Source organism: Streptomyces sp. NPDC127117 (assembly GCF_042677325.1).
Lineage (GTDB): Bacteria > Actinomycetota > Actinomycetes > Streptomycetales > Streptomycetaceae > Streptomyces.
Genome location: NZ_JBHXTM010000002.1, coordinates 13,554 through 25,469, shown reverse-complemented (window position 1 = coordinate 25,469; position 11,916 = coordinate 13,554). Strand labels below are relative to the sequence as shown.

Genomic DNA, 11,916 nt, shown 5'->3' with positions numbered 1-11,916 from the left:
CCAGGACCTCCGGGGAGGTCTGCTCGCCGGCGAGGGCCTGGGCGGTGTCGCCGGGCATCGCGCGGACCCCGAAGAACACGGTGATGCTCACCAGGACCATGGTCACCAGCGACATGCCGATCCGGCGGCTCACGTACGACGTGAGCAGTCTGCGCAGGAGTTTCACCGGCTCCCCTTCGTGTAGCCGGCTTCCTTGGCCTTGATCAGGCCGTCACCGGAGAGCTTGATCCCGCTCACGTCCTTCGAGGCGGAGACGTAGTTGATGTTGCGGTAGAGGTAGAGGACCCCGTGCTGCTTGTTGATCGCGGTGGTGAGCCTGCGGTAGATCTCGCGCCGTTCGGCGATGTCGGAGGTGCTGCGGCCCTCGACGATCAGCCGGTCGATCGTGGGGTCCGAGAGCTTGCCCTGGTTGTTGCTGCCCTTGGTGCCGACGAGGCTGTCGATGTTGCCCGCCGGGTCCGGCTGGCCGCCCCAGCCGCCGGTCCGCGCCTCGAAGTCGCCCGCGAGGGTGCGGGTGAGCCCGGTGGCGAACTCGGTGGGCCGCAGCCGGACGTCGAAGCCGGCGTCCGCCGCCATCGCCTGCACGACCTGCCCGAGCCTGCTGTCGTCCGGAGTCGTGTTGATCATCAGCTCCAGCGGCACCGGAGTCTTCACCCCGGCCTCCTTCAGCAGCCGCTCGGCCTTCGACACGTCCCGCTTCGGGCAGGTGAGCGGGGTGCTGAGCGGGGTTCCCGGCGGTACGGGCCCACAGGCCGGCTCGTACATGCCCTGGAAGACCAGCTTGTTGATGAGCGTGCGGTCCAGCGACAGGTCGAACGCCTCCCGCACCCGCACATCGCGCCCGAAGGGGTTGTCCACGGGGCTGGGGTCCTTGTCGATGCCGTGCGAGTTGCCGACGTTGAGGGTGAGGGCCATGTAGCCGAGCGACGGGGTGTTGAGGAGCTGGAGGTCCTTCTCACCCATGGAGTTGCGGACCTCGACGGGGCCCGTCTGGTCGCCGATCTGGACGTCGCCCGACCGGATGTTGGCCATCCGGATGTTGCCGTCGGTGATCGTCCTGTAGATGACGCGGTCGAGATGGACCTTGTCCGCGTCGTAGTACAGCGGGTCCTTCGTCAGCTCGATCCGGTCGCCGACGACCCGCTTGTCGTACCGGAACGGGCCGACGCATGACGGATGGGCGGCGAAGTTCCTGCCGTACTTCCTGAGCGCCTTCGGGGACATGATCAGCCCGGCCGTGTTGGCCAGCCGGCCCAGCAGCGGGACGTCGGGATGGCTCAGCGAGAGCCGCACGGTGTAGGGGCCGATCGCGGTGACCTCCTGCACGGAGTCGATCTCGGACGCGCGCCCGGATCCGCGCAGCTGCGGATGCCGGTCGAGCGAGGTCTTCACCGCCCGGGCGTCCAGGCGGGCGCCGTCACTGAACCTGGCGTCCTTGCGGACGGTGAAGGTGAAGGTCCGGCCGCCGTCGGTGATCTTCGGCATCGAGTCGGCGAGCTGCGGTACGAACTTGTTGTCCTGGTCCACGTCGTAGAGCTGTTCGCACATGGACGAGAACACGGTGCGGGCGACCAGGGTCGATGTCAGGCTCGGGTCCAGCATGTCGGGATCGGACTTCAGCCCGATGGTGACCGTGCCGCCATCGCGCACGGGGCGCAGATCGGTGAGCCGCGTCCGCGTGGTGGCCTCTTTGCCGGGGGGGAGAGAGAGCGAGCTGCACGCGGTGGTGATCGCCAGCAGCGCGGCCACCGAGACAGTGGCCGGGATTCGACGCACGGGAACAAGCCTCCTTCAGGACGGCAGGACGGCAGAAACGGCAGGGCGACCGGACGAGTGCCGGTGCGGGTGCACGTTGAGGCGCAAAGGTATACCAAGGGGGTGTGGCATCAATCGGCATATGTGATGCCGTTTGCTGCGCCGTAATGAAACACCCTGGATATAAGGGGCGGGGTGGCGCATGTGGTGTCGGGTTTTACGTTCACCTGAGACCAATTTGGTATACCGACAAGGTGTTCCGTCCGCATGCTGGATCGGTCGCGTGCGTACGTGGCGTCGACGGGGGAGGTGCGAGCGGGAGTCCCGGAAGGCGAATGCCCGGATCGCGCGGGCGGAATGGGGCACGCCCCGGTCGCGAGAGTGGGGGCGCCGCGAAGAGGGCGCCGGTTCGTGATCCGGGGTGTACTCACCGGACCCGTGATCCGGGGTGTACTCACCGGATCCGTGAAGAGAGGGGCGAGGAGGGGGCCGTCACAGGCTCACCCCTCCCCGCCCGGGCACCGCTACCGCTTCCTGCCGCCCTGGTTCGGGTCCGCCAGCCCGGCCCGTCGCAGCGCGTCCGCCATCGCGCTGTTCACCGGCGCCGGCGCCTGACGGGCGGAGCCGCCGCCACCGCCGCCACCGCGCCGGTCCCGGTCCTGGCCGCCCTGGCCCTGGCGCTGCCTCGGCGGCCGGCCGCCCTGGCCGCCGCGCTCACCGCGCTCGCGCCGCTGTCCGCCGCCCTGGGCGCCCGTGCCGGCCGCCGCCTCGTCGTCCAGCCGCAGCGTCAACGAGATCCGCTTCCGCGGCACATCGACATCCATGACCTTGACCTTCACGATGTCACCGGGCTTCACGACGTCCCTGGGGTCCTTCACGAACGTCCGGGACATCGCCGACACGTGCACCAGGCCGTCCTGATGCACACCGATGTCCACGAACGCGCCGAACGCCGCGACATTGGTGACGACACCCTCCAGCACCATGCCGGACGTCAGATCGCCGATCTTCTCGACGCCCTCCTTGAAGGTGGCCGTCTTGAAGGCGGGCCGCGGGTCGCGCCCCGGCTTCTCCAGCTCCTTCAGGATGTCGGTGACCGTCGGCAGACCGAACTTCTCGTCCACGAAGTCGTCGGCCCGCAGCGACCGCAGCACACCGGTGTTGCCGATCAACGACGCGACATCGCCGCCGGTCCGCTTCACCATCGACCGCACCACCGGATACGCCTCCGGGTGCACGCTCGACGCATCCAGCGGATCGTCGCCCCGGATGCGCAGGAAGCCCGCGCACTGCTCGTACGCCTTCGGACCCAGCCGCGCCACGTCCTTCAGCGCCCGGCGCGACCGGAAGGGTCCGTTCGCGTCACGGTGCGCGACGATGTTCTCGGCGAGCCCCGAGCCGATCCCCGAGACCCGCGAAAGCAGCGGCGCGGACGCGGTGTTGACGTCGACACCGACACCGTTCACACAGTCCTCGACGACCGCGTCCAGCGAGCGCGACAGCTTCACCTCGGACAGGTCGTGCTGGTACTGGCCGACCCCGATCGACTTCGGGTCGATCTTCACCAGCTCGGCGAGCGGGTCCTGCAGCCGCCGCGCGATCGAGACGGCCCCGCGCAACGACACGTCCATGTCGGGGAGTTCCTGCGAGGCGAAGGCCGAGGCCGAGTACACCGAGGCGCCGGCCTCGGAGACCATCACCTTGGTGAGCTTCAACTCCGGGTGCTTGTCGATGAGTTCACCGGCGAGCTTGTCGGTCTCCCGGGAGGCCGTGCCGTTGCCGATCGCGATCAGGTCGACGTCGTGCGCCTTCGCCAGCCGCTCCAGCGTGGCCAGCGACTGGTCCCACTTGTTCGCCGGGACGTGCGGGTGGATGACGTCCGTCGCGACGACCTTGCCGGTCGCGTCGACGACGGCGACCTTCACACCGGTACGGAAGCCGGGATCCAGTCCCAGCGTGGCGCGCGTCCCCGCCGGTGCGGCGAGCAGCAGATCGCGCAGGTTCGACGCGAAGACGCGTACCGCCTCGTCCTCCGCCGCGGTGCGCAGCCGCAGCCGCAGATCGATGCCCAGGTGCACCAGGATCCTGGTCCGCCAGGCCCAGCGCACGGTGTCGCCGAGCCACTTGTCGCCGGGGCGGCCGCGGTCGGCCACGCCGAAGCGCCGGGCGACCATGTTCTCGTACGTGGAGGGCCCGGGGATCGCGGAGGGCTCCTCCGGCTCCATGACCAGGTCGAGCACGTCCTCCTTCTCGCCCCGGAGCATCGCGAGGATCCGGTGCGAGGGCAGCGCGGTGAACGGCTCGGCAAAGTCGAAGTAGTCCGCGAACTTCGCGCCCGCCTCCTCCTTGCCGTCCCGCACCTTTGCGGCCAGCCGCCCGCGCGACCACATGCGCTCACGCAGCTCACCGATCAGATCGGCGTCCTCGGAGAACCGCTCGGTGAGGATGGCACGGGCCCCCTCCAGCGCGGCGGCGCCGTCCGCAACGCCCCTGTCGGCGTCGACGAAGGCCGCGGCAGCCGCGAGCGGCTCCACCGACGGGTCACCGAGCAGGCCGTCGGCGAGCGGTTCGAGCCCCGCCTCCCGGGCGATCTGCGCCTTCGTGCGCCGCTTGGGCTTGAACGGCAGATAGATGTCCTCCAGGCGCGCCTTGGTGTCGGCGGCCCGGATCTGCGCCTCCAGCGCCTCGTCCAGCTTGCCCTGCTCGCGCACCGAGTCGAGGATCGCCGTCCGACGGTCCTCCAGCTCCCGCAGATACCGCAGCCGCTCCTCCAACGTGCGCAGCTGCGCGTCGTCGAGCATCTCGGTCGCTTCCTTGCGGTAGCGCGCGATGAACGGCACGGTCGACCCGCCGTCGAGCAGCTCGACGGCCGCCTTCACCTGCCGTTCGCGTACGCCGAGCTCCTCGGCGATCCTGCCTTCGATGGACGTCGTCACGGTTCTACCGACTCGCCTTCTCGTACTGGCTCTACTGGCTGTGCTTGCCGGGGCGGGGCCCCTTGGCCTGCATTGTGCCGGGTGGCCGGGCGCCGTGTCGCCCGGCCACCCCCGGGGCCTCTCGTCCGGACCGGACCGGCCGGAGGATCAGTCCTTGCCCATCAGATCGGCGGGGAACGCGCCCGCCGACGCCGCCGTGAACAGGAACCCGCGCCCCAGCTCGGTCAGCCGCTCCACACCCTCCGCGCCCAGGTGCTCGTACGGGGCCGCGTCCATCCGGTCCGTGGCCTCCTCCAGCTCCGCCCGGAGCGCGACGCCCGCCTCCGTCAACTCGCCCTCGGCATCCAGGAGTCCGCGTCCGCGCAGCCGCTCGCTCGCCGCGTCCCAGTCCTCGCGCCGCCAGCCGCGAGTGGTGAGCACCCAGCGCGAGGACATCCCCTTGCCGGTCGCCGTGTGGCTGACCAGCGCCTCCAGCGGGTCGAGCCCGGCGGTCAGGAGCGCGGCGAGATGGCCGTCGCCGCGGTGCTCCCGCAGCAGCGTGCCGGCGTGCCAGTACGCCAGATGCGGCTCCTCGGGCACCGGGAGATCGGCGTGGGCGGCGTACAGCGGCCGGGCGTGTCGGGTGCACCCCTCGGCTGCGCGCAGCGCCAGTCCGGCCGCCTCGGCCAGTTCCGGGGAGGCTATGACCTCCTCGCCCAGCAGCCGCCGCAGGGTGGTGTCGGCGGCGCGCAGCCGGGCGTCCAGCACCGCCTGCGGCGCGGCGACGGACCACACGGCGGGCAGATGCCGGGCGACGAGGTCGTGGTTGAAGTTGTAGAACGCGGCGGTGACGGTGCCTGGTCCGACAGCACCCATCGCCGCCGAACGCGCGGCGAAATAGGCGGCGTTGGGGTCGTCGATGCCGAGCTCCCCGAGTTCCTTGCCGAGGTCGGGGGAGAAGTAGACCGTCGAGTGCAGCGGGTTGATGGCGTTGTGGCAGCGGCGTCCGGCGCGCGGCGGCAGAATACTCATGCAGGCACATTACCGACTGGTCGGTACGCCGGGTAGCCCCGGGGCGGCGCCGGAATCGCCGGGGTCTCGCGATGGCAGAAAAGGTGGGTTCTTCGTCATTGCGGCCACGCTCCGGGCCGACCAGGATCGTGGCCATGACGCAGCGATCCGTACTCGTCGTCCTCTACGACGGCGTCCAGAGCCTCGATGTCACCGGGCCGGTGGAGGTCTTCGCCGGGGCCTCCCGGTTTCCCGGGGCCGGTTACGGACTGCGCACCGCCTCGCTCGACGGCGCCCCGGTCCGCACCTGCAGCGGCCTCGTCCTCGTCCCGGACAGCAGCCTCGCCGACGCCGAACCGCCCCACACCCTCCTCGTCCCCGGCGGTGAGGGCACCCGCGACCCCGACCCGGCGCTCGTCGACTGGCTGCGCGAGCACGCCCCGCACGCCGAACGGCTCGTCTCCGTCTGCACCGGCGCACTGCTGCTGGCCGGGGCCGGACTGCTGGACGGACACCGGGTGACCACGCACTGGACGGTCTGCGAGCACCTCGCCCGCAACCACCCGGCCGTCGAGGTCGACCCGGACCCGATCTTCGTACGCGACGGCAGGCTGGCCACCTCCGCCGGAGTCACCGCCGGAATCGACCTGGCCCTCGCACTCGTGGAGGAGGACCACGGCAGGGGCATCGCGCTCACCGTCGCCCGGCACCTCGTGGTCTTTCTGCGCAGGCCCGGCAACCAGGCACAGTTCAGCGCCCAGCTCGCCGCCCAGACCGCCCGGCGCGAACCGCTGCGCGAGGTGCAGCACTGGATCAGCGAGAACCCCGGCGAGGATCTCTGCGTCGAGGCGCTCGCCGCCCGCGCCCGCCTCTCGCCCCGGCATTTCGCCCGCGCCTTCCAGGCCGAGACGGGCCTCACGCCCGGCCGCTACGTCGACCGCGTACGCCTGGAACAGGCCCGCAGGCTGCTGGAGGACACCACAGACGGCGTCACCGGCATCTCACGCGCCTGTGGCTACGGCACCCCGGAGGCCATGCGCCGCGCGTTCATCAAGGCCCTGGGCACCGCCCCAGCCGAATACCGCCGCCGCTTCCGCCCCCACCCCGCAGCCGGCTGACCGCCACCCCGCAGCCGGCGAACCGCGACCCGTCACCCGTCATCCGTCACCTGTCATCCATCGACCTGCGGCCGAGGACCGCGAACCCGTCGTCGGCCGACCACTGACCCGCACCATCGACCGTCGGCCGGTTCCACGTGCTGCTTGTCCGCACCATCGACCGCCGGCCGGTTCCACGTGCTGCTTGTCCGCACCATCGACCGCCGGCCGGTTCCACGTGCTGCTTGTCCGCACCATCGACCGCCGGCCGGTACCGCCTGCCGCTTGCCCACACCACCGACCGCCGACCCGCCACCGTTCGGCCGCGAAAGGGAACCCATGCAGATCGCCATCGTCCTCTTCGACCGTTTCACCGCACTCGACGCGGTCGGCCCGTACGAGATGCTCACCCGTACCCCCGGCGCCGAGACCGTGTTCGTCGCCGAGCGGACCGGCCCCGTGCGCAATGACACCGACAGCCTCACGCTCGTCGCCGACCGGACCTTCGCCGACGTACCGGCACCGGACGTGGTGGTCGTGCCCGGAGGGCCCGGTCAGCGCGACCAGATGGAGAACGAGGCGCTGCTCGGCTGGCTGCGCGCCGCCGATGCCACCAGCACCTGGACCACCTCCGTCTGCACCGGCTCGCTGCTGCTCGCCGCGGCGGGACTGCTGACGGGGCGGCGGGCCACCTCGCACTGGCTCATGCTGGACGTCCTGGAGGGGTTCGGCGCCGAGCCGACCGGTGAGCGTGTCGTCATCGACGGCAAGTACGTCACCGCGGCCGGCGTCTCCTCCGGCATCGACATGGGGCTCACCCTGGCCGGCCGGATCGCCGGCGACGAGCACGCCCAGGCCGTACAGCTGCTGACCGAGTACGACCCGCAGCCGCCGTACGACGCGGGCTCGCCGGAGAAGGCCCCGGCGGCCATGGTCGAGAAGTTCCGTGCCCAGCGCCACTACCTCCTCCAGTAGGGCGCAGGCCGTCAGGGCCCGGTCGTCCAGGTGAATTCCGGCGCGCGCCGCTCCAGGAAGGCGGCGACACCCTCGGCGGTGTCGCCGCTGCTGCGCGCCTGCCGAGCCCAGTACGCGTCCCGGTCCTCGCGCCCGTCGGCGAACTCCTTCGCCGCCGCCTGTGTCAGCTGCGAGCGGGCCGTCAGGGTCCGCGCGTACTCCTCCACCCGCTTGTCCAGCTCGCCGGCCGGCAGCACCTCGTCGACCAGGCCGGTGCGCAGCGCCCGCCGGGTGTCGATCAGCTCGCCGGAGAACAACAGATGCTTCGCCGTGGCCGGGCCGGTCAGTGCCACCAGCCGCCGCGTCGACGACGCCGCGTACACGATGCCGAGCTTGGCCGGGGTGACACCGAAGGACGCGCCCTCCTCGGCGAACCGCAGGTCGCAGGCGGCCGCCAACTGGTTGCCGCCGCCCACGCAGTACCCCCGGATCGCCGCGAGCGTCGGCCGGGGGAACGCGGCCAGCGCCTCCTCGGCCGCCACCGCGAGCGCCTGTGGATCACCCTCAGGATCCCGCAGCGAGGAGATGTCCGCGCCTGCGCAGAAGGTGTCCCCGGCGCCGGTCAGCACCAGCACCCGGACCCCGGGGTCGGCCGCCAGCCGATCCAGCAGACCCGGCAGCGAGCTCCACATCGCGGCGGTCATCGCGTTGCGCTTGGCGGGATTACTGATCACGACGGTGGCGACGCCGTCCGCGACGGTGTGCTCAAGCCCGGGTTCCGTACGGTCCATGTGCCGGATGCTATCCGTACGGTTCGAACCTATGATCAAGAAGGGGTCCGGGACCAGGTACGCACCGTGAGGAGCTTCCCGTGGCAGATCCCGCAACCGAGGGCAGGAGACTGAGCCGCAGTTTCGGCTGGCTCGCCCTGCTCGGCACCCTGCTCGTCGTGGCCGGTCTGGTCGGTCTCGTCTACACCGGCGTCGCGACGCTGACCTCGATGCTCCTGTTCGGCTGGCTGCTGCTGATCGGCGGCATCGTCGGACTGCTGCACGCCATCGACTCCCGCGGCAGCGACTACTTCTGGCTGGGTGTCGTGGTGGCCGCGCTGAACATCGCCGCCGGGATCGTCGTCATCCGCCACCCGCACGGCACCGCCGAGGCGCTGACCATGTTCGCCGCGCTGCTCTTCCTGACCGGCGGGGTGTTCCGCCTGGTGGGCAGCGTCGTGGTGCGCGGCCCGCAGTTCGGCTGGACGTTGCTGCAAGGAGCCTTCGGCCTGCTGCTGGGGCTGCTGGTGCTCTTCGACTGGCCGCACAGCAGCCTCTACGTACTGGGGCTCTTCTTCTCGCTGGCGCTGCTCTTCGACGGGCTCGGCCTGATCGCGATGGGAGTGGGCGGCCGCCGCATCGTCTCGATGGTCTCGGAACAGAGGGTGACCGACGAACTGCCCGACCCGTCACCGGGAAATGAGCAGAAACGGTCCAAAGGCTGACTCATTGGTGCTCTGTCCGGTCGAAATTCGCCGATAGGGGGCGACTTGAGTCACTGTCCCGGCCCGGGCCGACTACGCCCCGCACTCTGTACTCGACGTGCAGTCACCACCGAGTGGAGAGCGGGTACCGGACTATGGAGAGCCGCGGGAGTGTCCCTGCCCGGCCCGTCCCGTACGAGGGAGTCTGGCGGTTCACCGCTCCGGCCGTGGACGTATCGGTACCGCAGGCCCGGCACGCGGTGCGCGATCTGCTGAAGCGCCAGGGCGTGCCGCTGGACGACGACGTCGCCGAGGGGCTGTTGCTCATCGTTTCCGAGCTGGTCACCAACGCGGTGAAACACGCCGCGCTGCTCTCGCCGGAGCTGGCCGTCGAGGTGGCCGTCGGCGAGGAGTGGATCAGGGTGTCCGTCGAGGACAACCACCCCTACCGGCCGACGGCCCTGGAGACGGACTACGCGCAGACCGGCGGACGCGGTCTGCTGCTGGTCCGGGAGATCACCCGGGAAGCGGGCGGCGCCTGCGATGTGGAGCACACCGCAGGCGGCGGAAAGATCATCTGGGCGGCGCTGCCGCTGAAACCCCGGCCCTGACCGCCCGCGCCCGGTGCCGTCCGTCCCTCACCAGCCGGCGGACGGCCCGGTCAGCTCCCGGATCGCCGGACGCGCGGCGTCCAGCACCGTCATGAACCAGGCCGAGAACGGCGAGCGGGCGTGCCGCTCGGCAAGCTCCTCGGCCGTCACGAACGCGGTCTCACCGACCTCCTCCGGATCCGGGTCCAGCCGGTCCTGCGCCATTCCCACGAAGAGGTGGTTGAATTCCTGCTCCACCAGGCCCGAGGCCGGGTCCGGGTGGTTGTAGCGGACCGTGCCCGCCTCGGCCAGCAGCGAGGGCGAGACGCCGAGCTCCTCGTACGTACGCCGGGCGGCGGCGGCGAAGGGCGCCTCACCGGGGTAGGGGTGGCCGCAGCAGGTGTTCGACCAGACACCGGGGGAGTGGTACTTGCCGAGCGCGCGGCGCTGGAGCAGAAGTCTGCCCTGCTCGTCGAAGAGGAACACGGAGAAGGCGCGGTGCAGCTGACCGGGCGGCTGATGGGCGGCGAGCTTCTCCGCCGTACCGATGGTGGTGCCGTCCTCGTCGACCAGTTCGAGCATGATCACTTCTGCTGTGCCGTTCGACGAGCTGTGCGCCGCGGTGGCTGGTGTGGTCGGCATACCCATCCTTCGCTATGGTCCCGGCCCGGTGCGCCGGTCCCGTCGATTCCGGTCAAGTCTGCCGTACAAAAGCCGCTTGTCCGCACCTCGGGGTCTGGTATGTCCGGTCCCGCCCCGCCACGGGGCGCGGCGGGACCGGACGGTGTGTCAGACGCCGAAGGCGGCCGGGTAATGGATCGTGCCCTGCGGCACCGGCGCGGACTCGTCCAGCACCAGGGCCATCATCGCCTCGTCCGGGACGTCGAAGCCCGGCCGGATCCCGTAGCGCGACGCCGGTACGAAACCGAACCTCCGGTAGTACTCGGGATGACCGAGCACCAGGACGAGTGACTCGCCGCGCAGCCTTGCCGCGTCGAGCGCCGCCCGCACCGCGGCCTGCCCCGCACCCCGGCGCTGGTGTTCGGGGGCGGTCGCCACCGGGGCCAGCGCGAGCGCGGGCACGTCGCCGACCCGGCACCGGGTCAGCAGGGCGTACGCCGCGATGTCCCCGTCCGGGCCGTCCGTCACGACAAGGCCGAGGCCGGGCAGCCAGGCCGCCGGATCGGCGCGCAGCGCGTCGACGAGATCGGCCTCGTCCGGGGTCGGGAACGCCGCGGCGTTGACCGCGTGGACGGCCACCGCGTCCGCCGCCGTCTCCGGCCGGGTCGTCCAGCGGGAGTCGGCGGGGCGCAGCACATAGCCGGCGTAGCCGTACTCCGCGCCGTGTTCGCGCCGCATGGCCAGCTCCTCGCGGGTCGCGGCGAGCGCCCACTGCATCCCGGGGGTGGACGCGTCGGCGCTCTCCACACGTTCGGCGAGCGGGACGTAGCACTCGTCCCAGTCGCTGTCGGGCTGCACCAGCACCCCGAGGACGTGGTGGCCGGCCGCGACGGCCGCCGCGGTGTTGCCCGCCACGGGACGCATCGACGTCTCCTGTTCCCAGAAGGCGCGCGCCTCGGCCGTCGGCGCGTCCGTCGTCCAGACGCACTCGGTGACGACGAGGGAGCCGCCCGGCGCGAGCAGCCGCCTCCAGTCACGCAGCGCGGTGTCGAAACCGATGATGTACGCCGACCCCTCGGCCCAGACGAGGTCGAAGGACCCGTCGGGGAAATCGGGGCCGGTCAGCTCTGCCATGTCGGCCCGGACCGTACGGATGCGGTCGCCGAGCCCGCGGGCCCCGGCCGCCTCGCGCAGTTCGTCGAGGAACGGCCGGTGGAGGTCGACGGCGGTCACCTCGGCACCCGCCTCGGCGGCCAGGAGCAGCGCGGCGCGGCCGGGCCCGCAGCCCAGATCCAGGACGCGCGGACGGCGCGGCAACGGGCCGGCGAACTCCAGCAGCCGCCGGGTGGTGGCATCGGAGCCGGGGCTCTGCCGGGGCAGGTTGTGGTGAAGGGAGAAGAACGCCTCGGTACGGACGGCGTGATCGTTGTCGGTCAACGTGGGAACCCTTGATTACGAGGGCTCCGGCCAACGGGCCGACCCGGTGGGAGTCGGGGCGC

General features: G+C 71.3%; 10 protein-coding genes and 1 pseudogene. 4 read left to right on the top strand and 7 right to left on the bottom strand.

Annotated elements, in window-relative coordinates:
- Positions 1-7 precede the first annotated feature (7 nt).
- The 4 genes and pseudogenes from ACFVH0_RS02150 to ACFVH0_RS02135 form a co-directional block, all read right to left on the bottom strand.
- Positions 8-100, bottom strand: a pseudogene (locus tag ACFVH0_RS02150) (ABC transporter permease); the annotation flags it as partial.
- A 62-nt stretch (positions 101-162) separates the two neighbouring features.
- A complete protein-coding gene (locus ACFVH0_RS02145) occupies positions 163-1,776 on the bottom strand; it encodes an ABC transporter substrate-binding protein (protein ID WP_385817532.1) in 1,614 nt (537 codons plus the stop codon).
- A gap of 503 nt (positions 1,777-2,279) precedes the next feature.
- Positions 2,280-4,691, bottom strand: coding sequence for a Tex family protein (locus ACFVH0_RS02140; protein ID WP_385817531.1), 2,412 nt, complete (start codon positions 4,689-4,691; stop codon positions 2,280-2,282).
- Between the two features lie 147 nt (positions 4,692-4,838).
- Positions 4,839-5,702, bottom strand: a complete 864-nt coding sequence (locus tag ACFVH0_RS02135; RefSeq protein WP_385817530.1) for a hypothetical protein — start codon at positions 5,700-5,702, stop codon at positions 4,839-4,841.
- A 134-nt stretch (positions 5,703-5,836) separates the two neighbouring features.
- Here ACFVH0_RS02135 and ACFVH0_RS02130 point away from each other — a divergent pair, with 134 nt between their 5' ends.
- Positions 5,837-6,799, top strand: coding sequence for a GlxA family transcriptional regulator (locus tag ACFVH0_RS02130; protein ID WP_385817529.1), 963 nt, complete (start codon positions 5,837-5,839; stop codon positions 6,797-6,799).
- Between the two features lie 318 nt (positions 6,800-7,117).
- Entirely contained in the window at positions 7,118-7,753 is a 636-nt protein-coding gene (locus tag ACFVH0_RS02125; protein ID WP_385817528.1) for a DJ-1/PfpI family protein, read from the top strand.
- Between the two features lie 11 nt (positions 7,754-7,764).
- On the opposite strand, the gene ACFVH0_RS02120 is transcribed toward ACFVH0_RS02125, so the two are convergent.
- Positions 7,765-8,523 (bottom strand): enoyl-CoA hydratase/isomerase family protein, encoded by a 759-nt coding sequence (locus ACFVH0_RS02120; protein WP_385817527.1) that lies wholly within the window; start codon positions 8,521-8,523, stop codon positions 7,765-7,767.
- A gap of 80 nt (positions 8,524-8,603) precedes the next feature.
- Between ACFVH0_RS02120 and ACFVH0_RS02115 the strand changes: the two genes are divergently transcribed.
- Together ACFVH0_RS02115 and ACFVH0_RS02110 are read left to right on the top strand one after the other, a co-directional pair.
- On the top strand, positions 8,604-9,227 hold the full coding sequence (locus ACFVH0_RS02115) for an HdeD family acid-resistance protein (RefSeq protein ID WP_385817526.1): 624 nt from the start codon (positions 8,604-8,606) through the stop codon (positions 9,225-9,227).
- A gap of 134 nt (positions 9,228-9,361) precedes the next feature.
- The gene (locus tag ACFVH0_RS02110) at positions 9,362-9,817 is read left to right on the top strand and encodes an ATP-binding protein (RefSeq protein ID WP_385817525.1); all 456 of its coding nucleotides are present in this window, start codon (positions 9,362-9,364) and stop codon (positions 9,815-9,817) included.
- A gap of 27 nt (positions 9,818-9,844) precedes the next feature.
- On the opposite strand, the gene idi is transcribed toward ACFVH0_RS02110, so the two are convergent.
- Both idi and ACFVH0_RS02100 read right to left on the bottom strand, forming a co-directional pair.
- Positions 9,845-10,438 carry an isopentenyl-diphosphate Delta-isomerase gene (gene idi, locus ACFVH0_RS02105; RefSeq protein WP_385338909.1) on the bottom strand — a complete coding sequence of 198 codons (594 nt, stop codon included), beginning with the start codon at positions 10,436-10,438 and terminating at the stop codon, positions 9,845-9,847.
- A gap of 147 nt (positions 10,439-10,585) precedes the next feature.
- Positions 10,586-11,854 carry a bifunctional class I SAM-dependent methyltransferase/N-acetyltransferase gene (locus ACFVH0_RS02100; protein WP_385817524.1) on the bottom strand — a complete coding sequence of 423 codons (1,269 nt, stop codon included), beginning with the start codon at positions 11,852-11,854 and terminating at the stop codon, positions 10,586-10,588.
- Between the last annotated feature and the right edge of the window lie 62 nt (positions 11,855-11,916).